Annotated in this window: 27 protein-coding genes; 5 read left to right on the forward strand and 22 right to left on the reverse strand. The window is 38.9% G+C overall.

What is annotated here, in order from left to right; all coding sequences use genetic code 11:
- Window positions 1-8: 8 nt before the first annotated feature.
- From recG to LEP1GSC195_RS12630, 4 genes are read right to left on the reverse strand one after another with little or no spacing between them, the layout of a single operon-like run.
- Complete coding sequence (gene recG, locus LEP1GSC195_RS12615; RefSeq protein WP_015681614.1) at window positions 9-2,078, reverse strand: ATP-dependent DNA helicase RecG; 2,070 nt, start codon at window positions 2,076-2,078, stop codon at window positions 9-11.
- Window positions 2,075-2,485, reverse strand: a complete 411-nt coding sequence (locus tag LEP1GSC195_RS12620; protein WP_015682256.1) for a hypothetical protein — start codon at window positions 2,483-2,485, stop codon at window positions 2,075-2,077. Before LEP1GSC195_RS12620 ends, recG begins: the two co-directional genes overlap by 4 nt.
- Window positions 2,486-3,490, reverse strand: a complete 1,005-nt coding sequence (locus LEP1GSC195_RS12625; protein WP_015682661.1) for a metallophosphoesterase family protein — start codon at window positions 3,488-3,490, stop codon at window positions 2,486-2,488.
- A complete protein-coding gene (locus tag LEP1GSC195_RS12630) occupies window positions 3,491-4,171 on the reverse strand; it encodes a hypothetical protein (protein ID WP_015681872.1) in 681 nt (226 codons plus the stop codon).
- A 56-nt stretch (window positions 4,172-4,227) separates the two neighbouring features.
- On the opposite strand from LEP1GSC195_RS12630, the gene LEP1GSC195_RS12635 reads away from it, so the two are divergent.
- A complete protein-coding gene (locus LEP1GSC195_RS12635; protein WP_015680828.1) occupies window positions 4,228-5,229 on the forward strand; it encodes an NAD(P)H-dependent glycerol-3-phosphate dehydrogenase in 1,002 nt (333 codons plus the stop codon).
- Here the strand turns inward: LEP1GSC195_RS12635 and LEP1GSC195_RS12640 are convergent.
- The 8 genes from LEP1GSC195_RS12640 to LEP1GSC195_RS12675 form a co-directional block, all read right to left on the reverse strand.
- A complete protein-coding gene (locus tag LEP1GSC195_RS12640; protein WP_015681610.1) occupies window positions 5,226-5,630 on the reverse strand; it encodes an MAPEG family protein in 405 nt (134 codons plus the stop codon). The two genes, LEP1GSC195_RS12635 and LEP1GSC195_RS12640, sit on opposite strands and share 4 nt — an antisense overlap.
- Window positions 5,631-5,754: 124 nt before the next feature.
- Window positions 5,755-6,540, reverse strand: coding sequence for an alpha/beta fold hydrolase (locus LEP1GSC195_RS12645; RefSeq protein ID WP_015681021.1), 786 nt, complete (start codon window positions 6,538-6,540; stop codon window positions 5,755-5,757).
- A gap of 8 nt (window positions 6,541-6,548) precedes the next feature.
- Complete coding sequence (gene map, locus LEP1GSC195_RS12650; protein ID WP_015682746.1) at window positions 6,549-7,304, reverse strand: type I methionyl aminopeptidase; 756 nt, start codon at window positions 7,302-7,304, stop codon at window positions 6,549-6,551.
- On the reverse strand, window positions 7,305-8,279 hold the full coding sequence (gene arsS, locus LEP1GSC195_RS12655) for an arsenosugar biosynthesis radical SAM (seleno)protein ArsS (RefSeq protein ID WP_015681107.1): 975 nt from the start codon (window positions 8,277-8,279) through the stop codon (window positions 7,305-7,307).
- Between the two features lie 3 nt (window positions 8,280-8,282).
- Window positions 8,283-8,624 (reverse strand): arsenosugar biosynthesis-associated peroxidase-like protein, encoded by a 342-nt coding sequence (locus tag LEP1GSC195_RS12660; protein WP_015680612.1) that lies wholly within the window; start codon window positions 8,622-8,624, stop codon window positions 8,283-8,285.
- A gap of 125 nt (window positions 8,625-8,749) precedes the next feature.
- On the reverse strand, window positions 8,750-9,526 hold the full coding sequence (locus tag LEP1GSC195_RS12665; protein WP_015680615.1) for an enoyl-CoA hydratase/isomerase family protein: 777 nt from the start codon (window positions 9,524-9,526) through the stop codon (window positions 8,750-8,752).
- A gap of 1 nt (window position 9,527) precedes the next feature.
- Window positions 9,528-11,576 carry an AMP-dependent synthetase/ligase gene (locus tag LEP1GSC195_RS12670; RefSeq protein WP_015680839.1) on the reverse strand — a complete coding sequence of 683 codons (2,049 nt, stop codon included), beginning with the start codon at window positions 11,574-11,576 and terminating at the stop codon, window positions 9,528-9,530.
- A gap of 68 nt (window positions 11,577-11,644) precedes the next feature.
- A complete protein-coding gene (locus LEP1GSC195_RS12675; protein ID WP_015681660.1) occupies window positions 11,645-11,857 on the reverse strand; it encodes a hypothetical protein in 213 nt (70 codons plus the stop codon).
- A gap of 165 nt (window positions 11,858-12,022) precedes the next feature.
- On the opposite strand from LEP1GSC195_RS12675, the gene LEP1GSC195_RS20030 reads away from it, so the two are divergent.
- Both LEP1GSC195_RS20030 and LEP1GSC195_RS12685 read left to right on the forward strand, forming a co-directional pair.
- Window positions 12,023-12,253: a hypothetical protein gene (locus LEP1GSC195_RS20030; protein WP_015682321.1), complete on the forward strand. Its 231-nt coding sequence runs from the start codon at window positions 12,023-12,025 to the stop codon at window positions 12,251-12,253.
- 229 nt (window positions 12,254-12,482) lie between these two features.
- Window positions 12,483-14,003 (forward strand): MutS-related protein, encoded by a 1,521-nt coding sequence (locus LEP1GSC195_RS12685; protein WP_040507148.1) that lies wholly within the window; start codon window positions 12,483-12,485, stop codon window positions 14,001-14,003.
- A gap of 66 nt (window positions 14,004-14,069) precedes the next feature.
- On the opposite strand, the gene LEP1GSC195_RS12690 is transcribed toward LEP1GSC195_RS12685, so the two are convergent.
- Genes LEP1GSC195_RS12690 through LEP1GSC195_RS12720 form a run of 7 tightly spaced genes read right to left on the reverse strand, consistent with a single transcriptional unit; the run spans window position 14,070 to window position 23,169 of the window.
- Window positions 14,070-16,148 carry an AsmA family protein gene (locus LEP1GSC195_RS12690; RefSeq protein WP_015681006.1) on the reverse strand — a complete coding sequence of 693 codons (2,079 nt, stop codon included), beginning with the start codon at window positions 16,146-16,148 and terminating at the stop codon, window positions 14,070-14,072.
- Between the two features lie 7 nt (window positions 16,149-16,155).
- Window positions 16,156-17,112 (reverse strand): ABC transporter ATP-binding protein, encoded by a 957-nt coding sequence (locus LEP1GSC195_RS12695; RefSeq protein WP_040507149.1) that lies wholly within the window; start codon window positions 17,110-17,112, stop codon window positions 16,156-16,158.
- Window positions 17,105-18,094 carry an ABC transporter ATP-binding protein gene (locus LEP1GSC195_RS12700; protein ID WP_015682125.1) on the reverse strand — a complete coding sequence of 330 codons (990 nt, stop codon included), beginning with the start codon at window positions 18,092-18,094 and terminating at the stop codon, window positions 17,105-17,107. The genes LEP1GSC195_RS12695 and LEP1GSC195_RS12700 overlap by 8 nt, the downstream gene beginning before the upstream one ends.
- Complete coding sequence (locus tag LEP1GSC195_RS12705; RefSeq protein ID WP_015681672.1) at window positions 18,091-19,140, reverse strand: ABC transporter permease subunit; 1,050 nt, start codon at window positions 19,138-19,140, stop codon at window positions 18,091-18,093. Before LEP1GSC195_RS12705 ends, LEP1GSC195_RS12700 begins: the two co-directional genes overlap by 4 nt.
- Window positions 19,137-20,147, reverse strand: coding sequence for an ABC transporter permease subunit (locus tag LEP1GSC195_RS12710; protein ID WP_002972926.1), 1,011 nt, complete (start codon window positions 20,145-20,147; stop codon window positions 19,137-19,139). Before LEP1GSC195_RS12710 ends, LEP1GSC195_RS12705 begins: the two co-directional genes overlap by 4 nt.
- A gap of 3 nt (window positions 20,148-20,150) precedes the next feature.
- Complete coding sequence (locus LEP1GSC195_RS12715) at window positions 20,151-21,197, reverse strand: lipocalin-like domain-containing protein (RefSeq protein ID WP_015680667.1); 1,047 nt, start codon at window positions 21,195-21,197, stop codon at window positions 20,151-20,153.
- Window positions 21,190-23,169: a SpoIIE family protein phosphatase gene (locus tag LEP1GSC195_RS12720; protein ID WP_015680969.1), complete on the reverse strand. Its 1,980-nt coding sequence runs from the start codon at window positions 23,167-23,169 to the stop codon at window positions 21,190-21,192. Before LEP1GSC195_RS12720 ends, LEP1GSC195_RS12715 begins: the two co-directional genes overlap by 8 nt.
- Window positions 23,170-23,306: 137 nt before the next feature.
- On the opposite strand from LEP1GSC195_RS12720, the gene LEP1GSC195_RS12725 reads away from it, so the two are divergent.
- Window positions 23,307-23,762, forward strand: a complete 456-nt coding sequence (locus tag LEP1GSC195_RS12725; RefSeq protein ID WP_015681321.1) for a hypothetical protein — start codon at window positions 23,307-23,309, stop codon at window positions 23,760-23,762.
- Here the strand turns inward: LEP1GSC195_RS12725 and ispF are convergent.
- The 3 genes from ispF to LEP1GSC195_RS12740 are packed head-to-tail and all read right to left on the reverse strand — an operon-like array spanning window position 23,759 to window position 25,763.
- Window positions 23,759-24,253, reverse strand: coding sequence for a 2-C-methyl-D-erythritol 2,4-cyclodiphosphate synthase (ispF, locus tag LEP1GSC195_RS12730; RefSeq protein ID WP_015682641.1), 495 nt, complete (start codon window positions 24,251-24,253; stop codon window positions 23,759-23,761). The two genes, LEP1GSC195_RS12725 and ispF, sit on opposite strands and share 4 nt — an antisense overlap.
- A 5-nt stretch (window positions 24,254-24,258) precedes the next feature.
- Window positions 24,259-25,245, reverse strand: coding sequence for a quinolinate synthase NadA (nadA, locus tag LEP1GSC195_RS12735; protein ID WP_002977123.1), 987 nt, complete (start codon window positions 25,243-25,245; stop codon window positions 24,259-24,261).
- 20 nt (window positions 25,246-25,265) lie between these two features.
- On the reverse strand, window positions 25,266-25,763 hold the full coding sequence (locus tag LEP1GSC195_RS12740) for a hypothetical protein (RefSeq protein WP_015680659.1): 498 nt from the start codon (window positions 25,761-25,763) through the stop codon (window positions 25,266-25,268).
- Here LEP1GSC195_RS12740 and LEP1GSC195_RS12745 point away from each other — a divergent pair.
- The gene (locus LEP1GSC195_RS12745) at window positions 25,738-26,496 is read left to right on the forward strand and encodes a hypothetical protein (protein WP_015682451.1); all 759 of its coding nucleotides are present in this window, start codon (window positions 25,738-25,740) and stop codon (window positions 26,494-26,496) included. The two genes, LEP1GSC195_RS12740 and LEP1GSC195_RS12745, sit on opposite strands and share 26 nt — an antisense overlap.
- Window positions 26,497-26,527 lie beyond the last annotated feature (31 nt).

The following is a 26,527-nucleotide window of genomic DNA, read 5'->3' on the forward strand; positions in this document are numbered from 1 at the left end:
TTTAAGGATTAATTCGCAAATAAAAATTTGCCTTCACTGAATCTTGTACTCAATTCAGCCACTTCGGTGGGATCATCCAAAGGAAAGGAAGAAGCATCTTCTTTGGCTTCATCAAGTAAATTCCGATCGGAAACCAAGTCGGCAATTTTAAATTCAGGGAGTCCACTTTGTTTGACACCTAGAAGTTCCCCGGGACCTCGAATCGCCAAATCTTTTTCGGCCAAATAGTATCCATCGTTGGAAGCTACAAGTGCCTCCAAACGGTCACGTCCTTCATCACTAATAAAATCACCCGTCATTAAAATACAAAAACTTTCGATATCACTTCTTCCCACACGACCACGTAACTGGTGTAATTGGGAAATTCCAAACCTGTCTGCATGTTCCACTACTAATATTGTAGCATTGGGAACATCCACTCCAACTTCCACTACCGTGGTTGTGACAAGAATTTGGATTTCTCCTGATTTGAATTTCTCCATCACCGATTCTTTTTCTGCACTTTTCATTTTCCCATGTAGCAATCCAATTTTTAATTCGGGAAATACATTGGTTCTCAGGTTTTCATAAGCCACAGTACAAGATTCCAAGTCGACTTTTTCCGATTCTTCTACTAACGGATATACAATATAACACTGTCTTCCCGATCCAACATACTTACGAATGGAATTGTAAACGCCTGCTCTTCTATCTTCTTTGTACCATCTTGTATCAATGGGTTTACGGCCTTTGGGTTTTGTTTTGATATTTACTAAAGTTAAATCCCCATACAAAGTAAGACAAAGTGTCCGCGGGATCGGTGTTGCAGTCATTGCCAAGATATCAGGATTTTTTCCTTTCGAACGAATGGTTTCTCTTTGGTCCACACCAAACTTATGTTGTTCATCAATCACAACAAGACCCAAGTCAGAAAAAACGACATCTTCTTGTAATAGAGAGTGAGTTCCAATGATGATATTGGATTCTCCCATTTTGATCCTTGTCAGTTTTTCTAATCGAGTTTTTTTGTTTTCACCACCTAACAATAACTCAATTCCAAGAAAAGGCATATTGCCCATAAATTTATATATGGTTTGGTAGTGTTGGCGAGCTAAAATTTCTGTGGGCGCCAAAAACACTACCTGGATGTGGTTATCAATATAATGGAGAGCAATGAGAAGGGCTGTAATTGTTTTTCCCGAACCCACATCTCCTTGGAGTAAAAAGGCAGCCGGTGAATCAGAACTCGTTTGCAAAAGAATGGTAGAGACAGCTACTTTTTGGTCTTCTGTCAATTCGAAGGGAAGGTTCTTTTCCAAGTTCTCATGGGAAGGGGATTTGGGAAGCGGCCAAAGCAATCGTTTTACTTTTTGTCTTTCTCTTTGTTTGTATAATAAAAGCCTTTGGAAGTAAAAAAACTCTTCATAAGCAAATCTTTTCCGTGCAATTTGTACGGCTTCCATAGTTTCCGGAAAATGAATTTCATGAAAAGCCTCGTCCCGAGGAAGTAAGGTGCGTTTTTTGACTAACTTCTGGGGAAGGTTTTCTGCAATCACACCACCTGCCAGGACTTGATGGATGAGTTTTCTTAAACCTTTGGAATCAAGACCATCTTCTTTGAGGGCTTCTGTAGATGGGTAAAGTGGAATGATACGACCCGCATGAATGGAATCTTCTGGGTCTTCCTTATCGGATAAAAATTCATACTCTGGGTGGAGGATCTGGTATCCTTTAAAGTATTCTAATTTTCCAGAGACGACTACCTTTCTATCGACTGTAAAAATCTTATGAAAGAAATTCACGCCGCGAAAGAATACCAAATTGATCCTTTCGTTGTTTAAGGTCCGAAACCCAACAAGTAAGCGACTCTTTTTTCCATGAACGATATAACTATCCGCAATCGTTCCCAGAAGGGTCACCACATCCCCTTGTTTTAAGATAATGTCTTTTGTAAAATTACGATCTAAATAACGGCGTGGGAAATAAGTTAGGAGTTCAAAGTAGGTAGAAATTCCATGTTCTAAAAGGACAGATTTTCGTTTGGGACCAATCCCTTTCAGTGTGGATAAACTTTGCGATAGATCTAGTCCCTGTTTCATAGTTCATCCGTGGGTTTGGGTGGCCCAAATCCATTGTCTTTCAGATTCGTTGTTTCTGAAGAATCTGTTGGTTTTCTTTCAGAATCCAAAATCAAATAGCAGTATTTACATCCATAAATTTGTGCCTGTTTTTTTCCTTCACTATTGGTATAGGTAGAAATGGCAGCATATAAAAATTCATCTTTACGCAGGACTGTCCCACAAACAGGACATAGGCGAATGCGTGGCATACTCGGATCTTTTTCTTTTCCATAGATCTTTCTTGGATCCCCGACTCGTAAAGATCCTTCTTTTGCGAGACGTTCTTTTTCTTTTTTATCTAAACTTTGATTGTCAACAGCAGAGAGGGCGTATAAAAAAAAGGCCACGGTAAAAAGGACACCGCATATCGTAAGAAAGGTGACCATTTAATTGCCTCGAATGTAGTCTTCGGAACTCACTGTGGAGATGGGATTTTGGGATATTAATTTCGGATATTTTTCAGAACAATCTACTTCAATGAGTGTATGCCAATCCTCACCTCGCAACTGGCAAAGATTGGATTGAACTACGTTTTTTCCTTCCATAAGAATTTCGGCAAAATATCCACCCTCTTGAAATCCATGTAAAGAATCCACCGCACCAAAGTTAGATGGGTTGATAAAGACAGTATTTCTTGTTTTTTTGATTCCCTGGTCTTCATGGACATGGCCGGAGACAACGAGCGATGGTGATTCATCATCCAAATACCTTCGAATCCCTTGGCTTCCACATTTTCCTACACCGGGAATGGTATCAAAGTATCCATAAGCCGGATTGTGAATCCAACAAATGTCTGGTAGTTCTTCGCGGAAAAAATCTTCCGGCTCACTATAATTTTTTCCGTTCTTTGTGTATTCATGAAAAACTACGGTGAGTTTTTCTGGAATCCCTGAGGTCCAAATGGGAGCACCGCCGTAGCCAGAAACTTTGAGATTCCCGAATTCAAAACTTTTACGATGCACTTCGCGTTGGTAGAGTTCTGTGTATTGTAAATCCAAATCATAGTTTCCCGGCAAACAATACACAGGTGACTTGGCATATTTTAAGATTAGTTTTTCGATGATTTCATATTTTTCTTTCATCGTTTTGGCAGCGAGTTTATACAAATCTCGATACTTTTGGGATTTTTCTACGATGGCTGTGGAATACTTTTCAGGAAAACGAATGGCATGAGTTGTAAAATCAAAAGGAGTGGAATCATCCTTCCTTTCCGTTAACAAATAGTACAATTCTTCCTGGACTCCACAAAAATCAATGATGCGATCAAAAGAAAAAAATGCCTTATAAATAATATCTCCGGAAAACAAATATAAGTCTGCCTCTGTGGTTTGCAGAATTCGTTTTAAACCATGAAGTCCATCATGGATGTCCGTAAGATAAATGATTTTCATTTATTCATTTTCCCAAAGTAACATCTGTATATCGCGGTCTTCTTCAATATAATCTATCTTTAAATATTCAGGTCCAAAAAAATCCACAAGAGGTTTTAGGATGGTGGAAGATCTTACGAAAATATAAAGTTCATTATTATCTCCAATGATGTATTGGATTTCAATTTTTCCTGCGATCGAAGGAACTAAGTTGAGAAAGTAATTTAGATCAAATAGAATTTCCCACTGTAAACCGGTAAGTGAAAGTAGGTGAGGTGCCGCATGTAAGATAGACTCAAAAACTTTTTTTTTGTGAAAAGGATCTACCTTGCCAAACCACCTAACAAAGTCAAAACGCCTAGGTTTTGTATCCCAAACACGATATCCCACAATTTTCAATCGAGCTTTGTTATCTTTGACGGAAACAGGTTTGAGGCGGACACGATAACGAATGGATTCCACATTCAAAAATCGAGCAATCCAGAGCCAACCCATCCGGTAAACTCCTGTCATAATGACCTCACCCTTGGCAGAAGAGACTTCCAAACTCTCTAAATCGGGATCTTCCGCAATGATCTCAGTCGATATGACCTTTCGTAAGCTACCTAATAGTAAGGTGACTTTATAATTACTCTTTGGGACCACTTTTGGTGGCAAAAAGAGATTCAGTGGATTGAAACGGAGAAGATCCGTTAAAAGCATATTTTAATTTTATTTTCTATTGCCTTTTTGGAAAGCAGATTTAGAATACAGAACTCATGAAGATTGGTATCATTGGCGCTGGAAGTTTTGGCACTGCACTAGGTAGTATATTAGCGGACAAGGGGTATGACGTCACCCTTTGGACCAGGAGCGAGGATCAAGCAAGATCCATCAATGAAAAACATATAAATACAAAACACATGCCGGATTTACTGCTCCCGGAGAAACTAAAAGCGGATACAAACCTCATCCACGTCGTCAAAGACAAGGATATGATCGTTTCGGCTCCTCCGAGCCATGCACTCTCAGGAATTTTAAAAGAAATCAAAGACCATATCCCGCCGAAAGTGCCCATTGTTTCAGCATCCAAAGGAATTGAAAACGAAAGTCTCAGGCTTATATCAGAGATCTTTGAATCAGAACTTCCCGGACAATTCCATTCACAACTTTCTTATCTTTCTGGTCCCAGTTTTGCCAAAGAAATGGTCAAAAGAGTTCCCACCATTGTGTCCATCGCATCAAAGAACGAAGCCACCGCCAAACGAGTGCAAGAGATTTTTAGTTTTACCTACTTTCGAACGTATTGGACGCCCGATGTGGTGGGTGTAGAAGTTGGTGGTGCATTGAAGAATGTCATTGCCATTGCTGCTGGGGTTGCCGATGGTCTCGGGTTTGGCCAAAATACAAGAGCTGCTCTCATCACACGCGGGTTAAACGAGATCACAAGAATGGGAATCAAAATGGGTGCAGACCCAATGACTTTCCTCGGGCCATCAGGAATGGGAGATTTGGTTCTCACCTGTTGTGGAGAAGGATCAAGAAATCGTACAGTTGGCTTTCGTTTAGGCAAAGGTGAAAAACTAAAAGAAATTTTAGCTTCCATGAATGAAGTCGCAGAAGGTGTCAAAACCACTCTCTCTGCAAAGAATCTTTCCGACAAACTGGGTGTGGAAATGGCCATCACCCAGGAAGTGTATCGGATGTTATACGAAGACAAAGACCCGAAAGAAGTTGTTAAGGCTCTTATGAGCCGAGATTTAAAACGTGAAGGTGTTTAGAACAGACGAACCAAAAGTACGATATAAGTTACAATTTGTATCATATAAAACGTAAATCGGACATTCACTGCTAAAACACTTGTGGAAGTTAAATGAGTGAGGGATTGCAAAACCCTTGCTCCCAAAATCACAAACCCTGCCTGGTTGACAAAACTATCAATCATCCCAAAACTCGAAGTTAAAAAAACTACTGTCAAAAAAAGAGGAAGGTTTTCCAAGCTATTGAGATGAGCACGGTTCAGTCTCCAATTGAAGTCCGATCCATGTTGCACTCCAGCCGGAAATTCATTTGATTTTTTTTTGCCGAGTAATACCAAAATACTACGATACGTTGTTAAAGATACACCAAGTCCCAATGTCCAAAGTGCAAATCCAATGAGTGTAAAATAAATCGTTTCCACAAATCCTCCTTTTGTATCGGAACCAAACTATATTGGATAAGATACAGGTGGAGATTCTAAATGACTCTAGTTCATTTGTAAAGTAATTAAAAGGATTTTCTGATTCAGTTAGAAAACTTCCTATTTATAACCCAATTGCATTGATTTGTTTCCAAATAGTAAGCCAGGAGGAAGAAAAAAAATGGTCTGGTGCTTCTGGTATTTCGATACAGTTGATTCCGTTCTGTTTGGCGAAGTTCAGAGTGTACTCTTTTGGAAACCACTTGTCTTCTTTAGGAAGAAAGATTGTATATTTAGTTCGTTTTTGAATGAGAGAACCATCCACAACAAATCCTGGTAAAAATAGGTTTTTTAGAAAAACAGATAAGTCCGACAACTGGACTCGGCTGTTTTTGATCGATACAGTTAAATTTTGGATTTTTCCATCTTCCAACCATTGTGGGTTTGCCAAAGTCTCTAATATTTGTTTGTTGGGAGCCACTTCATCGGAAATACCAGGTAACAAAAGGAGGCGACTAAACTCTTCAATCGAACCAGATTCATACAAAAATCGAAGGCTAAGAACACTATCCAAAATGGGGGAAAGTAAAAACAAATGCCGAAACCAAACTTGGTTTGCATACATCAGAAGAGCTGCTCCGCCTCCACTATGGCCAATTCCATACAATTCTTTGTTTAAGTAACCTCTCTCTTTTAGATAAGCATCTAACAATTGTATGGAAGTCTTTGGATCATAATTTCCCTCCGAGTTTCCATGCGAGGGGGGATTGAACCGAATGAGTCGAAGACCCAATCCTTGAAGCTCTGAATCACGAATCCGAAACGATCTGGCATTGCCACCCGTACTCGGCCAAAGGACAAGTACTCCTCGCATTTTTTCTTGCGAGGCACCTGATTCAATGATTTCCACTATGAAATTTACAATGTAGCGATGATGGGTTTTCCGTTTTGGACAATCACTGTATGTTCGCACTGCGCCACATAACTGAGTTCTCCACGACGGTTACTAGCCACAAGTGTCCAACCATCTTCTTCTTCATAAGCAGTTTGGCTTCCCGTAGAAATAAAAGACTCAATCGCAAGGACCAGGCCATTGCCCAATTTCCTTTGGTCTCGTTTTTCTTCATAAACCAAAACTTGCGGTTCTTCATGGAGTTTTTTCCCAGTTCCATGTCCCGCTAAATTTTTGATCACAGTAAATCCATTTTCGACGGCTGCAGAATGAATTTCTCTTCCAATATGACGTAAATAATTACCAGTGAACGCTTGTTCTGTGGCACGCATCGTTCCTTCAATTGCCGTTGCACAAAGTTTTTGAAGTCTTTCGTTGGACTCGCCAACTACAAAAGAAATTCCCGTATCGGCATAGTATCCATCGAGTTTTGCCGAAACGTCTATATTCACCAAATCACCGTTTTTCAAAATAGTTTCGTTTTTCGGAATTCCATGAGCAATTTCATAATTGGTGCTGATACAAGTGTAACCAGGAAATTTATAATCAAATTTGGGAGCAGAGAAAGCCCCTGCTTTTTCAAACTCAAGTTTGGCAACATTGTCCAATTCCAAAGTAGAAACTCCGGGTTTTGCTAGTAGTTTTAAAAGTTCACGAACCTTTGCGACAAATTTCCCTGCTTTTAAAATCCCTTGTAAATCTTTTTCATTTTGAATCGACATCTAAACAATCTCCCCACCACAACTGGATCCCGCACCTGCAGTACACCCGTAACAATGATTTGCTACAACGATATCTCGACTAAGGAAAGATTGCAAATCGAAATCCCTGAGATGTTTTACTTCTCTCGATTTTAAATCCAACATTTGATTGAAATCACAATCATACACCGTCCCATCATAACCTACAGAAATTTGATCTAAACACATAAGGCCATTTACTGTAGCCGGATTGTAAGCATTGACAAGAGTTTCCATATACATTTCAAACTTATCTGCTCGAACAAGCGAACCCAAGAATCGATTGATGGGAAGGTTGTTGATGCAAAACAATTGATTGAATATAATTCCATATTTTTTAGAAAGAGATTCTTTATACTCTCTTTCTAATTGCGATTGCCCTGAACTTAAAAAAAGTCCATTAGGGTTGTAAACCAAATGAATAGGAAGGGTCTTCCCATAACCAAGCTCATTTAACTTCCTTAAGGCGGTAATTGATTTTTGAAAAACACCCTTTCCTCTTTGGTTGTCTGTAGTGTTTTCCAAAACAGAAGGAAGTGAGGAAATAATTTCTACTTGGTAACTTGCTAAAAATTCGTATAACCATTCATAACCAGGTTCTTCCAAAATGGTAAGGTTACAACGGTCCATCACTCGTTTGCCTAACTTTCGAGACCCTTCGACGAGATAACGAAAGTGAGGGTTCCCCTCTGGGGCACCGCCGGTGATGTCTACTGTTTCAATTTCGGGAATTTTTGAAATTAAATCCAAACAAAGATCCACAGTAGCTTTGTCCATCATTTCCGTTCGGATCGGGGATGCATCCACATGACAATGGCGACAAGCTTGATTACACCACCTACCCACATTGATTTGGAAAACCTTTAGAGATCTTGCAGAAATTGATTTTCCTACAGTTTCATGAAACGGCTTTCCACTATATGCGCGTAAGGTGGATAATTGTTCGGTTACTTCCATAATCTAGAAAGAAAGTTCATCAATTTTATTTTGCATTTGAACACTATGAACCAAACTGATTCCAGCGGCCATAGCGGCTGCAACATGAACTGCTTCATTCATTTGTGCTTCATCAGCACCTTTTTGTAATGAGGTTGTTGTATAAGCATCAATGCAATAGGGACATTTTAAGGCATGAGACACAGCAAGGGCAATGAGTGCCTTTTCTCTTTCCGTAAGAGCACCCTCTGCCATCACTGCATTGTAGTATCCGAAAAATTTGTCTGCTAAAGCAGGATTGGTGCGACCAATTTCACCAAATCTACCTAAATCCTTTGCATTATAATAATGATTGTTTTCTGACATAGTAACTCCTTATTGTTAGACTTTTAAAAGTAACCAGGGAGTCAATTGGGGCAATTTGTTAAGCCCATTTAGAACATAGAATTTTATTCAAATTGTCCAACAGATAAAACAAATAAATCTAGATATTAAGTAATGAACTTGGGTCTACGTTTTTCAATGAGGGACAAAAATCCTTCCTGTCCATCGGGAGATAAAATGACTTTTGTAAAAAGATCTGCATCGATTTGAAAGAGAGATTCCATTCGGTTACGGTAGGGTTCTCTTAAGGCAGTTTTCATTCCCCGGCAAGAATTGTTCGTGAGTTTTGCAAGTGATTCAGCAAATTTTAATGATTCACCAAACAATGTTTCAGCGCTAAATAACTCATCGACAAGACCGATTTCTTTTGCTTCCGGACCTTTGATTTGTTTACCAGTAAATAAAAGATCACGAGTGACCTTAACACCAACCAAATCTTGCAAAACGATTGTAGGAATCGAAGGAAAGTTTAAACCAACAATGGCTTCGGAAAAACCGATCCTTGCTCCTTTGTCCACCATATACCGATAGTCAGAAAAGAGAGCAAACACAGCTCCTGCGGCCATACAATGTCCGTTCACCACGGCAATGGTAGGAACAGGAAAATGAAAATAGGTTTGTGCTGTTCTTAACAACTGTTCCACGGACTTTCGAACATCGGACTCTGACTTCCCATACATAAGTGTGGGTTCAATTCCGTTGGAAAAAAACTGTGTTTGTGCGGATGAAAAAAGCAAAACACGTAAATTAGGATTGTTTGCGTGTTTTTTTAAGATTTGTTCGAATAAGACGAAAGCTTCAAAATCAAATGTGTTCTTTTCATTGGACTGCATCTTGATTTCCAAGATGCGGTCTCCATGAAAAATCTCTGCAAATGGAGTCATATTAACTGTTTTTGTAGAGTTCCAAAATTCTGTCTTTGTATTTTTCCGTAATCACGTGTCGTTTCATCTTCATTAGGTTAGTCAGCTCATCACCCACCTCAAACGGTTTTGTAATGAGTGTTACGTATTGCACCTGCTCGAAGTTTTTGAAACCGGTTTTAACACTGTTAAAATTACGAACTTCCTTTTTGTAAAAATCCACAATCCTAGGATTGGTAATTAGTTTATCAGGATTTTTTTCAGAGATTCCATTTTCCTCTGCCCAAGGGATCAGAGCATCAAAGTCAGGAACAATGATGGCACCGAGAACTTTTTGGTCTTGGCCCACAATCATCGACTGTTTGATGTAAGTTGATTCATCGATTTTGTTTTCGATAGGAACTGGCTCTACGTTTTCTCCACCAAGAAGAACGATGGTATCCTTCGCACGACCTGTAAGAGTCAGAGTTTTTTTGAAGTTAATCATCCCGATGTCACCGGTATTGAGCCAATTGTCCACAATGGTCTTTTTGGTAGTTTCTGGATTTTTGTAATATCCTTTCATTACCTGAGGTCCCTTGATGTGAACTACACCTTTCACACCTAATTTACCAAAGATGATATTTCTTTTGTCGTCGATATGACAAAGGACATTTCCTGCATCATCGCGAATTTGCACCTGGCTGAGAGGAACAATATCACCCACAGATCCCATCACTGGTCTGTCGAAGGTTCGAGCAGAAATCACGGGACCTGTTTCTGTCATTCCGTATCCTTCCAGAACCGTAATCCCGATATCCATAAAGAAGGCATCCACATGTTTTTGAAGAGCCCCACCCCCCGATAAAGTGGCACGTAAATGCCCACCAGTTGCTTGGCGGATTTTGGAAAGTACGATGCGATCCAAAGTAAAAGAGTTAAAAAGAGCTCCTAACCCCGCAATCACATAGAGTGGAGTTTTGAAGGCACTGTCCTCTGGTAATCCAAACTGCGCTGCCAAAATGGCAAGAATGGTCACAGTGAACGGACCAGTTAACAAAAGCTTAACGATAGAAATAACAGACAATCCTAAGGATTGGAAAATGTTTCTTCCTTCATAATCAACTTCCCAACCTTTTAGAAAACGAATGGCAGCATGGTAGTGTTTTGAAAAGAAGTAAGCCACTTTGAATAAAAATCTTCTCACAGGAGGAGTTTGTTTTGGATCGTTAATACGAGTGTAAATCCCATTGTAAATACTTTCCCAAACACGTGGAGCCGAAGCCATAAAGGTTGGTCTTGCTTTTTGGATGTCGTTACGAAGTTCCGTTACTTTTGTATAATAAGTAGCACCACCGTTGATGATAGCGAAGTATTCAACAACACGTTCAAAGATATGCCAAACAGGAAGAATAGACAACATACGGTCGTCAGGTGATACTTTGGCAACACGAGGAACTACATAGTGCATCTGGTGAATCATATTGGAATGCATAAGCATAACGCCTTTTGGCATTCCTGTGGTTCCAGAAGTATAAATAAGAGTGTACAAATCGTCCGGTTTGATTCCGGCCATTCGTTTCTCTGCCTCTCGTTTTCCTTTGGCACGCATATCTCTCCCTTTTTCTAGGAGATCATAAAAATGAAGAATTCCAGCACCTGATTTAAGTTTGGTGTCTTTGTCCATAATGATGACGGTTTTTACCGACTTCACTTGGGATTTGTTGTTTTTGTATTTTTCGTAAACTTTATCATTTTCAACGAAAACAATCTTAGCTTCCGAATGGTTCAAAATATAAACAATTTCTGAATCTGTGATATCAGAACCCCGTGGAACGTTGGCAGCACCAGCAGTTAACACCGCACAATCGGCGATGATCCATTCCATACGGTTGTCAGCTAGAACTCCGATGTGTTCTCTAGCCTTAACTCCTAAATCAATGAGGGCTTCTGCAAGTGCGAGCCCATCTTCATAGAGTTCCTTGTAAGTGAGGGCTTGGTAATCCTTTTGAGCATTCTTATACCAGAATGCGGGTCTTGGACCGAATTTTTCTGCGGATTCCTTATAAACTTCTGCTAGGTTATTTGCCATATCTCTCCATCTAAAAGCGGTCTTTATGATAGACCCTACTTTCAGATGGTCAAGAGAAATTTAGGCAATTAGTCCCAGTGGAACCCTTCGCGTTGGTGTCCTTTTTTCAGATGGCGTTCGCGAATTTCGCGAAGTTTGCTCATTTGGGAGAGATTGAGTAGGTTACGTGCCGCAAGTCCCATTTGAGGGAGAAGGGTTTCGTCTTGTGTGTTGGCTAAAAACTGGTTGGTCTTCACAAAGGAGCTTTTAAACTCCAAATTCATATCGGGATAGAAATCCATACAAGCCTCCGTGCTTTCCGGTTTCCGGGGTATTTGTTTTTAAGGTTTCCCACCATCCGTGGTAGGTAGCCTTTCCCCAATATATGTATCGCCGGAAAATGAATATCCTGAAGCAAAAAATTTTGCTTGTACTATTTTTTTTTATCTGGTTATTGGTATTCGTTCATGACGATTCGATTGGAAAATTCTACTGGCAGACGAAACGGGCGTTTCGTTGCTTACGAGTATGGGGAAGACTTATTTGGCACCCTATATTTGAATAAATTTTCGGGTCGCGAAAGAGGTCGTCTGACTGACAAATGGAGATTAAATGACTTAGGAAGTCTCATCCGTGTACTCGACACAGAGATTTCTCGCAGGGAAGAAGAAAATTACGAACGACCCCTTTTCTACTAATCCAACTTATGTGTTCCTAAATCTTAGGGACAGACGTTACAAAGACAAAATACATTACCTTTCCCAGAAACTAAGAAGAGTTTCCATATTCCGTTTTGTTACCTTTGCTTTTTTTGTGAGTGCTCTTACTCTTTGTTATCTAACCAAACAATCTTGGAAGGAATACAGCTATTCTTTTCTCATTCTCGTTCCCTTTGTCTATTTAGTGCAGTTGTATTCGAAGCGAAAAATACAGATCCAATATGCAAAAAAAACACATACATTTGTTTTAGAAGAAATCGCAAGACTGCGCGGGGAATTTAAAAAATTAAAAACAAGAGAACTTTGGGAATATCCGGAAGCCGTACGGAATCACCCTCTTTCAATAGATTTAGATCTTTGCACCAAACAAGGATTTCTCGGAATTTATGATACCACCATCACAGAAATTGGGTTCCAAACTTATCTCAAACGTTTTTTGCAAGAACCAATTGAGGAACCAAAACTAGATTCTGATCCAAATGAGATAAAAAAAATTTTGAATCAACCTTTTCGTGCCTTCCATTTGCTTCGAAAGTTTTTAGTTCCCGAATCAGAAACGAATGAAAAATTTCATCTACCTAGCGTTAGTTCAGAGCAGTCTTTTTGGAAAAAAAGAAGGTTTTTAAAGTATATTTTCCCGATTTGGGGGATACTCTCTCCGATTTATTTAGTTCTGGGATTGTTATTTGATCTGCCACTCATCCCTTTACTTCTCCTGACCAATGGACTATTATTTTTGAGTTACAGAAATGACTCTTTAAAACAATGGAAAGAAATTAAAACTTTGTCTTCTGGGGCAGGAAGATTTGAAAAAACTTTTGTTTATTTGACAAAAGATCGGAAGACCACCAAACAAATGATTGGTCGTATATCTTCGTTGGGAGATTCTTCTGAATTACTCATCTCTCCCCTCCCTCACCTCATTCTCAATATTTTATGTTTATGGGATCTATGGAAAATTAAATCCCTCGAGAAATGGAAACTAAAGTTTGAAAATCTTTGGAATGATCTGCAGATTCTCATCTTAAAAACAGATGCAGAACTTCCCTTTGTGAATTTTGGATTTTTGTTTCCTGAAGCAAACTTTGCGATCTCATCTCCAGCGGGAAATTTGGGGGCGAAGAGTTTGGTCCATCCTTTACTTCCGAAGGAAAGCCGCGTGTTCAATCCACTCACCAAAATGTTACCTGGGGATTTAATGATTGTGACCGGGTCGAATATGAGTGGAAAAACAACCTACCTTAGATCTATCGCCATGTCATTGTTACTTGCCGGAGCAGGTGCACCTGTGCTTGGTTCGGAATTTGAATTTCCAGAGTTCCAAATCCATACACTGATTCGGTCGCAAGATTCGATGGAAGATGGTGTTTCCTTTTTTTATAGTGAAGTGAGGCGATTGTCTTCCATCATCCAAACGGCGGACAACCATAAGAAGGTTCCTATTTTATTTTTGGACGAAATTTTAAAGGGAACAAATTCCAAAGAACGTTACATCGCAACCCGAGAAATTCTCTCTGTTCTAAGGGAAAAACAAACTATTGTATTTCTTACTACGCATGATCTAAAACTAGCAGAAATCCCTTGGGCCAAACGATTCCATTTCACCGAACTGGAAGTAGATGGACAAATGGATTTTGATTATAAAATCCGAGATGGAGTGTCCGGTTCTACAAATGCCCTCAAAATTTTGAAAAAAGCAGGAATTCCAATACGAAGTGAAGAGGAATAAAATATCTTTCTAAATCTTACTTACCATCGTTTTCATTCTCTCCCACAAGCGGGTTCATTTGTTGGTTTATTTTTCCTTATCTTCCTCTTCCTTCCCGCCAAACAAAGATTTAATTCCCTTCCAACCTTTTTGAACACCGCCAGATACATTATCAACAGCTTTATTTACATAGTCAGACATTGCTGAGCCTGCGATCCCACCAACAGCAGCTCCCGCTGGACTTGCAAGAAAGATTGTGCCTGCGTATACAGAACCAAGCCAGATGGGATCGATGAATGGGGCCGAAACTCCATAGGTTCCACGGTAGATGATGGGAAGTTTTAACGCTCTACCCGCCACTCCAGGGAATCCAACCGTGAATTTCATATCGATATTTTTATTGAATCCAATCTTCCCACCGCCTGAACCTGCGATTCCATCTGCTTTCAATGTAAAATTCATTACTTCAATGGTTTCCTTTGCATAATGAAAATCAAACTTTAGTTCGTTATATGGAGTAGCTCTACTGAAATCTATTTTTTTTAAATTGATTACGCTACCGATCGAACTGATAGGTTTTAAAATGTTTGTATAACTTAATAATTCTCCATGATTTGCATTGATATTTCCTGTGACAGATAGATTGGAAATGAGAGCATCTTCAGTATCCGCAGGTGACGACAAAACAAATTCGGAATCCAAACTACCTGTGATGGGTGAAATTTTAAAAAGATCGGAAAGGATAGGTGCCACACTCAAATTTTTAACATTTCCTTTGATTTCAAGACCCGCATTATTTCCCCAAAGATAATGCCCTGTACCAACTGCAATTCCTTCATAAGCCTTTAATTCATATTTTGTAATATTTAATTTTCTCTTTGCATAGTGAATATTTAGTTTTAGGGAATCAGCATGAAAATCTGCAGCATTTAGATTTCTTAAATTAAAAGTCAAATACACATTCATTCGGTTCACATAACCAGTGCTTGGTATGTCTCTTGTGAGAATAGATTTTTCGAAATCAGGATCCACCCAAATTTTGATGACTTTGATGATACTGGGAACATCTAAATAATCCGAAGTTCCTTCAAAAGATATTGTTGGTGATAAAGGCGGTTTTAAAAAGTTAACATACCCCGATCCGTTTAACTTGGACTTTCCTTTCCAATCAACAACAACGTTGGCAAAGGATAATTTATCCTCACGAATATCATAATTCATGATTGTTGAGACATGCCCATCTGCAAAAGTTTTACCATCTTTCAGCGCCAAATCACGAATATGCATTCGATCCACAGTTGCATATATTTTTGCATCATCTCGCTTATAAAAAGAAATGTTACCCGTAGTTTTAGCAAATCGCAAATCTCCATTTGTAAAAATGATCAATATATCGTGAAGATCTGATCCTTTTAAATTTTGAAATGAAAATTCGCCTTCTAAACGTGCAGATTCATAACTCATTTCATCTGTAACAAATAATACATTTGTACTAAATGAAATGGGTTCACCATTTAGTTTACCATAAACATAGACATCTAAGTTACGCAAGTCACGATCTAACTGAAACGTGCTTTCCCAAAGATACAACCTGATATTGCGAGCGTACAGTTTATCTTCAAAAAGAATGGTAATGTTTTTAATTTCAATTTGATTTACAAAGTTTGCAAAGATCTTTGAGAAGTAATACTTTGTTTCAGATTGAACAACTTCTTCAATGGTCTCTTTTGTTTCTTTAGTAGAGGACTCAGTGTTAGAAAGGATTCTTTCAAAAATTGGAAACGATTCGTCCTTTTCACGAGCGATTTCCACTGTACCCGTATTGAGATAGACCTTTTTTATTTCTAAAGGTTGTCCAACAAAAACTCCATAATAGACTTCAATCCTAAGTTTGTGGACTTGAATCAACTCATCATTATTTTTGGATACTGTTACCTCGGCCAATTCAATTCCTGGAAATGGAAAAAATACAGGTTCTGAAGACTGGTAGTCCACCTGTAGGCCCGTTAGTTGGTTTGTCGTGTCGAGAATAAGTTTTTTATAGTAATCTGGATCTGCTAATAGTGGATACAGAATAAAAAACATAGTCATAGAGACGACAAAAATCAGAGTCAGCAGGATTTTACCGACAACTCCTTTGATTTTGTCTCGAATGCTTAAGTTCATTAGAATTTTACTTTAAAGGGAAATGACATTTTACTCTACGTGTTTGTGTAGGAAAACTTTCCACAGGTTCTTCCGTTTTACAAATATCTTGAACAATTGGACATCTTGTATGGAACCTACAGCCGCGAGGTTTATTCATCAAACTAGGAATTTCGCCTATTAATGGCTGAGAAACTTTTGTTCGATCTTTTAAATCAAAACTGGCAGAGAATAATGCCTTTGTATAAGGATGTAATGGTGCTTTAGTGATCTCATCACGACTACATTCTTCTACAATTTGTCCTAAATACATGACAGCGATTCGATCCGATACGTGTTTTACAATGTTCAAGTCATGAGATATAAACAAATAAGATAGGCCATATTTCTCACGTAATAACAAAATATTATTAATTACTTGTGCTTGGGTGGAAATATCTAAAGCAGAAACTGCTTCATCACAAACGACAAGACTTGGTTCTAAAATCAAGGCACGAGCAATGGCAATCCTTTGTCTTTGGCCCCCGCTAAATTCATGGGGATAACGATGCAAAATATCGGCCGGTAAGTTGACTTCGGCAAGTGCCTGAATTGCTTTTTCTTTTTTTTCCGACAAAGACAGATTCGGAAAATGAATCTGCAGGCCCTCTGTGATGATTTCTTCAATCGTAAAACGTGGGTTCAGTGAAGAATAAGGATCTTGAAAAACCACCTGGATTTTTCGTTTGAGTGCTTTTAGTTTTTCTTTAGGAATATTTTTAATTTCCTGATCTTCAAACTGGATGGAGCCAGAATCAAATGGCAATAAGGATAAAATGGCTCTGCCGATTGTTGACTTACCACATCCGGATTCACCCACAAGTCCCAAAATTTTTCCTTGAGGTATGGAAAAACTTACTCCCTCAACAGCGACCAGTCGTTTGGAAGAGAAAGATAGCGTTTGTGATTGTTTATACGAAACAACTAAGTCTTTTACATTAAGCACTTTCCTTTCCTCCATATAAAAAACATTCTACAGATTGGTTCTCCGATATAGATACTGGCTTCGGAATAGCCTGATGACAAATAGGAAGTTTTTCGTTACAACGTGTGTGGAATCGACATCCTGTGGGATAAGATTTGGGAGAAGGTACAATCCCTTCAATAGTAACTAATTTTTTTCCAATGTTTTCATGAGTCGGATAAGCAGAAATCAAGGCTTGTGTATACGGATGTTTTGGGTTATCAATGACCTCACTAACGCTTCCTTGTTCAATGATCATTCCCGCATACATAACAGCAATTCGATCGGCAATATGGCTCACGAGGCCGATATCATGGGAAATAAAAAGGACCGACATTCCATTTTCTTTCCGCAATTCTTTCAAGAGTTCAATCAATTGCAATTGGATGGTGACATCAATGGCACTTGTAGGTTCATCTGCGATTAAAATTTGAGGATCACACATCAGTGCCATTGCAATACATACTCTTTGTAACATCCCACCAGAGAATTGATTTGGATACTGCCCAAGCCTAAGTCTTGCATCGGTAATTCCTACTCTTTCTAATAAATAGATAGCCTTCTCTTCTGCTTGAATTTTCGAACCAAGACCATGTAATAAAAAACCTTCGGTGAGTTGGGCTCCAATTTTGTGAAGTGGGTTCAGGGCTGAAAACGGTTCTTGAAATACATAGGAAATCTTTCTTCCTCTAACCGTCATCAGGTGATCTGCTGACATTTGTAACAAGTTCTTATCTTCAAATAAAATCGAGCCCGTCGGATACAATGTTGTATTGGATGGTAACAACTTTGTGAGCGCCAAACTAGTGATAGACTTCCCACAACCGGACTCCCCAACAAGAGCGAGAGTCTCACCTTTTGACAAATAAAAATCAACATTGTCTACAATCGGTAAAATCCCATCATCAGTTTTGATTTGGATAGAAAGATCTTTGACTTCAATGGCTTTTGTAATTTCTTTCATTCGTAAGCCACCTTATCTTTGGGATCAAATGCATCCCGAAGTCCTTCACCCACAAATGCAGAAAATAAAATGGTTAGAAACAAAGCAACCGATGGAAAGGTAATCAACCACCAAGCAGTAAGCCTTTCTCTTCCTTGTCCAATCAACTCTCCCCAGGAAGGATTGGGGGCAGGGATTCCATAACCCAAAAAGTCAAGGGCGGAAAGAACAGAGATCGCAGATATTAGAATAAAAGGTAAAAAAGTAACAAGAGGAGTAATGGAATTGGGTAATAAATGACGCATTATAATCGAAAGCGAAGAAGCTCCCAAAGTTTTTGCAGCATCAACAAACTGCTGTTTGCGGAGTTTTAAAAACTCACCACGCATATAATAACTAAGACCAATCCAACTTAAAGAACCATAAGTAACAATAAGCACCATAAAGCCTCGTCCAAAAAATGAACCCATAATCAAAATCAGATATAAAAATGGAATCGCAGATAAGATTTCTATAATCCTTTGTAAAAATAAATCTAATCGCCCCATAAAATATCCTTGGATCCCACCAATAAAGGAAGCGAGTAAGATTTCAACAATGATAAGGATCAAACTAAAAGTCATCGCCAACCGATATCCATATATGATGCGAGTAAACACGTCCCTTCCCCTGTCATCTGTTCCCATCCAATGACGAAAGCTGGGTTTAGAAGGAGGATTTGTTCCCTCCTCTAAACTTTCCAAGTTGTCTTCATTGACTCCAAACGGGACAGGAGGAAAAAGCATATAATTGGATGAACCAACAAACCTGGATTCTTTACTGAGTTTTTTATAATTGGGTTCTGTTAAATTAAGTCCGCCGAACTTTGTTTCTGGATAGAAACTAAAAATCGGAAAAGCTACCGCCCCTTCATACAAAATAAACAATGGTTTGTTATTGATAAGAAGTGGGGAAAAAAGAGATAAAACATAAGTATAAAAAAGAATTAACATCGAATAATAAGCACGTTTATTCTTTTTAAACTTTTCCCACTTACGAATGTTTGCCGGGTTTGAAATAAAATTCATTCGAAATCAATCCTAGGATCTATCAGTATATAACAGAAATCGGAGACAATCTTTCCAATAAGCCCTAAAAAACTTTGAGCTAGGAGTAAACCCATCATCAGATCTGTGTCCCGTTCTCTTACCGCTTCAAAACTTAAGAGACCCATTCCATCGATATTGAAGACTAACTCAATAAACAAAGAACCCGAAAAAATCAAAGTTAAGTTACTTCCGAAACCAGTGGCAATCGGAATCAGTGAATTTCGAAATGCATGACGAAAAATTGAATCGGAAAAACTAAGACCTTTGGATACAGCTGTGCGAACATATTCTTTAGCAATTTGATCTAACAAACTATTTTTCATGAGTAGAGTGAGGACAGCAAAACTTCCCACCACATAACAGATCACAGGTAAGAACATGTGGGCGAGTCGATCGTTTACTTTCCCCCAAAAACTCAAATCTTCATAAAAGTCAGATACCTCGTGTCCCAAAGGAAAAAAGGAAAACACTTCTCCCGATGCAAATAAATATAAAAGTAACATGGCAAAGGCGAAAACAGGTAGTGAATAGGTGAAAAAAATAATAAAACTAGAAATGAAATCAAATCGACTTCCTTCCTTTAATGCCTTCTGAATTCCAAGAGGGATACAAATCAAATAAGTTAAAAAGAAACCAGAGAGTCCAAAAAAAAGTGATACAGGAAGTTTTTCTACAATGAGTTCTGATACCTTACGAGAGTGCAACCTAGACTCCCCTAAATCAAACTGAACAATTTGTTTCAGCCACAGTAAATAGGCGATTGGTGCCGGTTTGTCTAAATGTAGCCTTTGTTTGATGAGTTCAATTTCTTCCTGCGAAATTTGTTTGGTAGAGGCTCCAGCTAAATTTCCCGTACCCTTTAGTTTTGCAATCTCGCTATTGAGTGGACCACCTGGCGCAAAATGCGAGATCAAAAAAACAAGGAATGTGATTCCAAGTAGGGTAGGAAAGATGAGTAAAAAGCGTTTTAGAAAATATTTCCACATATCTTAGAACTCCCACCACTCTTTCGGTTTTTTATAACCTTTCAATTCTAAATATCCTTTGGCCGACTTTTTTTGAATTGGATCGATTGCTTCCACTCCACCTTCCCAATAGATTGTAGAAGTTGTCTTACTTCCATCAAACTCTTGTTCATTGAAAATAGGAAATACGTTCCATTCTCCACCTGGATATTTGATATTCCAGTGGAGTGGGTATTCTATTTTTGTAGCGGGGCTTTTCCAAAAGGATCCGACTGTTTCCATTTGGATTTGACCTGGCTCTTTCCAGGTGGTCGTATTTCCTTCTGGATTTCGATAGGTTCCAAAAATCTCTGGTGTCAGCCCACCCGACTCTCGAAACCGAAAGAATACATAATCGCCACCTGAATTGTCCGACAAACAAATCCAATCCCAACCTGTTTCCCCTCTGGCAAGTGTGGGGATAGACTTGGAATTTTTTTCACTCCATTCATGATCCATCCAAGAATTTCCCGAAACAATAATCTCCCTCTTCCCATTGACAAAAAGATTACCTTTTGTTTTGAGTCTCGGATAACTATAGTAATACGAAAATATGTTGGGATTCCGATTAGATTTAATAGACAACCCGTCTTTGCCATGAACCAGGATTTTTCCATTTCCTTCTAACTCCAAATCCAAACTCAAATCTTTTGATTTTGACTGGGCTTGGATATGGAATTTATCTTTAGAGATGATTTCTAATCGATAGGTCCCACTAAAGATGGCTTTCTCTGAAAAGCCAGCGATACCACCTATCGTCCGTTTAATGGCTTGTGAATTTCGGTATTTTTTAGAAGAAAAATCGGAAATGGCAAAATGAACCGGATACACTTCTGGATTCCAATCACTACCATCTGAAAACTTCAGTCGAAAAAAAGACAATTCATATCCGTATACGTTTCCAGTGTCAGATTCTATATGCCCAACAAAGTAACACCATTCCAGTCCAAAATCCGAATGAAAACTATGATCTTTGGGAAAACTAAAGTGAAAAAAAAGGAGGGATAGGATTAAAATTTTAATTCTATTCATCAGGTAAAGACTCCCACTTCTTTTCAAGTGGAAGGATATGAAGATAAGATTCTTCAATTCGTTTCATCTTTTCAATGACATCTTTCATTTTTTTCTTTTCATTTAACTTTCGATACAATTGGGCTAAGTTATACAAATTAGATAAATTCGAATCATTAATGGAATGAGCTTTTTTCCACTCTACTTCTGCTTTTTCAAACATCTCCATTTGGTAATAACAATATCCAAGAACAGAATGTGATTTGAAATGATTGGTTTTGAATTTATTATAAGACTCCAACATGCTGATGGCTTTTTCAAAATTCCGACTGTAAGCAAGTGCCTTTCCATAAGAGAGTTGTGTATCAAGTTCACGAGGTAAAATTTGATGTGCTTGTTCATAAAAACCCACAGCTTCCTTAAACTCTTTTTTCTGATAAGCATCATCTCCTTTGGTTTTAATCAAATTAAACTCAGGAAGCCTTGGGGACAACTGAAGACCAAGTAAAGTGATATCATCCATAGGATCTGTACCCATGGTATATTCTTTGTGGATTGTTAGAATGGTTTCCACAGTTTCTTGGATAGATTTTTCTGCACAAGATTCAATAATTTGGATGAGCCTCTCTTCTCCAAACGCAAGTCCTTTATCACTTTCTGCTTCAGTCAGTCCGTCAGTGTATAAAAACAATTTATCACCCGGCTCCAACTGGATTTGAAAGTCTAGAAACGTATCCCCTGCATCGGGAAACATTCCAAGGAAGGTCCCGTCTCCTTCGCAGATTTCAGCCTTATTCGTTTTAGCTCGGAATAAAATGGGTCTTGGGTGGCCGGCAACGGAATACAAAACTTTATAATCATCATGAATCAAAACATAAACACAAGTTGTGTATCCTTGTTGTTTGACTAAGTCCAATAACTCCCGATTGATTAGTTTGAATGTTTCCGATGGTTTTGGTTTTTTAAAATTGGAAAAAAGTAACTTTGATAAAGCAGTAATAAAAGCTGCAGGGACTCCATGACCTGAAACATCACAAACTGCCACACCCAACTTATCCATGTTATATGGAAAATAATCGTAATAATCCCCACTCACTTCTTGCATCGGGGCAAACGCTGTCCAAAATTGAATTCCATTCCAATCGGGAATGATTTCTGGAATGAGACCCTTCTGGATGTTTTTTGCCAACCGTAAGTCCTTGGCCATAGAGAGTTGTTTTTTCTCCAACTCTTGTTTGAAGGATTTTAATACTTCGACAGCCGCCTCTAAATCGCGATTTTCAATCGCCAGTTCACGGGATTTTCCTACAACGTCTTTAACATCTACAATGGAAATTTCCTCCAATTGGGAATCCATTCGGGATGTGACCATCACTCTGTGTCTATTCGTTAAATCGTCTTTTGTCAAACGAGAACGGGACAAAAACAAATTGTCTTCCAACCATTCCATTTCATATTCATTGGAATCGGCACCAAATAGAATATCTTCACCTAACTCTTTGTGGGATACATGGATTCCAAAAAGTTTTGTTTTTGTCATTCGGATACTGAATTCTTTGAGTTCAAAGAGTACGGCAAGACCGTTCAACATCCCTTGAAAAAAAACAGCATCGTACCATTTATCTTGATAATCAGGTAAATACTTAAATATAAATATTACTTTTTGGTTGGAGATGGCTTTTACATTCAGATAAACTGTTCGCGTTAGGCGATTGATCAAAATAGGAAGACGTTCGATCATCTCCGTCAAATCAATCCGGGAATCATCTAGAGGAAGTAAATCATAAGCATTGGTGATAAGACTTTCTGTTCCCAGATGGTACAAAATTCCTGAGATATCTAGAGATTGGGAAATGATTTGGATGATTTTATCTTCTAAATCTTGAGAGATCCAATAGTTAGGATCTTTTAGAATTCGATTGTATACCGTATCATCTAAAATTTCTGGAAATGGATTGGTATGCCGTGATAAATGATTCTCGCGTTGGTACACTTGAACCAGTCCTGAGACACGTTTCGATGATATTTCTCTTCCTGCGTGCAGTGGCAAAACCCTCCCGAGGGTTTCCCATCGGTAGGAGAAAAATAAATTTCAATCGATCCCTAGGCAATAGATTTTTCAATGGAGATATGATTTGGTATCTTCGTGTCTTTGGGGTTTTTGTTTTGGTCTTTGGTGTTCTTGTGTTCCAACAAAGTGAAACTCAGATGGAACGAACCTGGGAAGTCACAAACAAACCAGAACTGGTACAGAAAGTTCTTTATGACTCCTTCCAACCCAAATCCTCACGCTTGCCAGTCGTTGGCGAAAGTTGGGAAGCCAAAATCATGGGTGAGACGGTAAAATGCACTACAACCTCAGCCAACACACAAGGCCAAACTGAGTTCCAAATTTCGGCAGAAGGTTTTAAACACTACCGGGTCTTAAAAGAATCCTACCGAGTGGAACCCATCCAGAACGGTGTTCGTATTCATGGAAAATGGGAGCTTGAAACCAGTCCGAATACTCTTTCCAAACTTCTATTTTTATTCTTTAGCGATGCCGATCTCGATCACGTTGCCTCTGGAAAACAAAAACTATTTTAAGACTTAGCCTTTGTACTTTCCAATAGTACAGTTGCCATTACCATTACACCTTCGCTCCGACCAAGCGAACCCATCCCTTCAGACGTAGTTGCTTTGATCGAAACACAGTCTAACGGCAATTTGGTGATACTCGCCAACGAAGCATTGAGCTCTGCCCGAATAGGATTGATTTTTGGATGGTCTCCCACATAAGTACAATCGATATTCACTAGTTTGAATTTTTTCTCTGCCATAAGTTCCAAACACTTCTCAATGATCCGAGTAGACTTCATATTTTTATATTGTGGGTCTGTATCAGGAAAGTGAACACCAATATCACCGAGTGCTAAGGCACCGAGAATGGCATCTGCCACTGCATGTAAAACCACGTCAGCATCACTATGACCTAGAAAAGCAAACTCTGATTTGACTTCGACACCAGCCAAAATTAGCGGGCGAAAGGGTTCATGGATTAATTTATGAAAATCGATTCCGTTTCCAACTCTAAACATAGATCCTACTTTTTATAACTCAATTCTAACATACGATTTACAGACTTTTGTGCGAGGCGAATCACTTCTTCATCCAAAAAGATTTCAAATTGTTCTTTTAGAAGGGCATCTCGCACTTTTTCCAAAGTAATTTTTTTCATGTGCGGACAGGTTTGACAAGTGGATACAAACTCTTTTTCAGGAAATTCTGCACGCAAATTATCACCCATTGAACACTCTGTCACAAGCATAATTTTGTTTGTTTTACTTTGTCGAATGAAATCGACCATTTGGGAAGTGGAGCCAGAAAAATCTGCCTCTTTTACTACATCTTCATGGCACTCCGGATGAGTGATTACAGTGAGACCATCACTGAACAATCGTTTTGCGGAACGAATATCTTCTGGAGTATACATTTCGTGAACCATACAACGTCCAGGATGAGAAATGATGGTTTTGGATGTTTGGTTACGCACATTCCCTGCCAAATATTCATCTGGCAAAAAAATCACAGTATCCCCTTCCACAGCGTTTACAATTTGTACGGCATTAGCTGAAGTACAACAAACATCGGTTTCTGCTTTTACTTCCGCCGAACAGTTGACATACGTTACCACGGGAACACCCGGGTATTTGGCTTTCAGAGCTTTAACATCATCTCTTGTAATGGCTTCCGCAAGGGAACATCCCGCTTTTAAATCAGCAATAAGAACCTTTTTTTCTGGAGATAAAATTTTGGCAGTCTCAGCCATAAAATGAACTCCGTTAAAGAGAATCATGGCAGCTTTCGTTTCCTTTGCCATTTTCGAAAGATACAAAGAATCTCCAATGATATCAGATACTCCCCAAAAAACATCGGGAGTCATATAGTTATGACCGAGGATCACTGCATTTTTTTCTTTTTTGAGTCTATTGATTTCTTCTGCTAATGGAAGGATTCGTTCTTCTATTTCGTGCGGAAGATAAATAGGGTTTAATTTTTGGACCAATTGGTCTTTAGTTACTAGTGACATAGTGCACTCCTAATGAATCATTAAAATGGATCGGTACGAAGGATGGTGTTTGTTTCACTGAGTCCAGAATCAGCAGGAGGAACTTCATTTTCCAAAGATCCACATTTGTTGAAACTTTCACGAAAAGAAAGTTCTGCCTGGGAGCTCCCTGTTCTTTGGACTTTGCGGTAGTCCGAGTTGGAATTAAAAGAATTCCGATTACAAGCCTTTGCGATATTGTAGGTTAAATTTATTTTTGTAAAACAATCGAAATATAAGATAGCTACAGCATCTGTATTTAATTCTTGCGGAAGGATTTCTCCTTTGAGTCGAGAAATAAGACCAGAACACACAGCCGAACTAGAATCTGGAACGGCGACACAATTTGCTTCTGAGGAAATAAACCTTTGACAAGCCGAATCAATAGCAGTCCCTTGCGATAGGATCGAAGCAAGTAGTTCCGCATCAGAATCTTTTTTCGATTTTTTCGTGCAACCATTGGCCCCAGAGACAATGCCTGTTAACAAAAAGAAAACCATCACTTTCCTTGTCATACTGATTCTACTTTCCCTCTTTTTGGGTGGACTTGTCTATATCCTTTTTCTGAAAAAAACGAACCCTGATCTGAAAGCATCTTCTTATGATTCCCGTTCCGAGGTCTACTGGGAGAGGTTACAAAATCGCCCGGAGGTTTTACTTGGGCCTGGTTACCCGACCGATTTGCGTGATTTTCTGGAAACTCTCAGAGGTAAAGAATCCTATCTTTGGGAAGGGGACAGAGACAAAACCTATGCCTATTTACTCGAAACCTATCCAGATGAAAGAGGCCATGTTCTCTACGCAGTTTACATTGCCTTTATGAACTGGAAGGAAAAAAGTTCGGAAGTGGAACAAAGAGGAGACCTTTCGGCCTACGAAAAACTAACAGCCGTGAATCGTGTATCAGAAGAGATTTTCCCTCTTGTCCTACGTAGCATTTTATTTCCCAAACATCCCACCACTCCTCCGGTTTTGCTTCTCTCCTATCTGGAAGATTATGTTCAGAAAAATCCCTACAGTTATTCCCGCGAAAGGAAAAGAATCTTTCTAAGAAAAATGGAAGAACTCTATCAATCTGAAAAATGGGAAATCCGAACTTGGGAAAGTCCTATGTTTCTTCGCCAGGTGATTGAACTGATCTATGCAAGAGAAATTTTAGAAATGTCCGAAGAGGAAAAAACTTCTTACCGCAGTGCAAAATTGGAGGAACTGAAAGCCGATTTTTGGAATTGACAAGACCTGATTGTATCCCCCATATAAGTGG

The sequence above is a fragment of the Leptospira wolbachii serovar Codice str. CDC genome (assembly GCF_000332515.2).
GTDB lineage: Bacteria > Spirochaetota > Leptospiria > Leptospirales > Leptospiraceae > Leptospira_A > Leptospira_A wolbachii.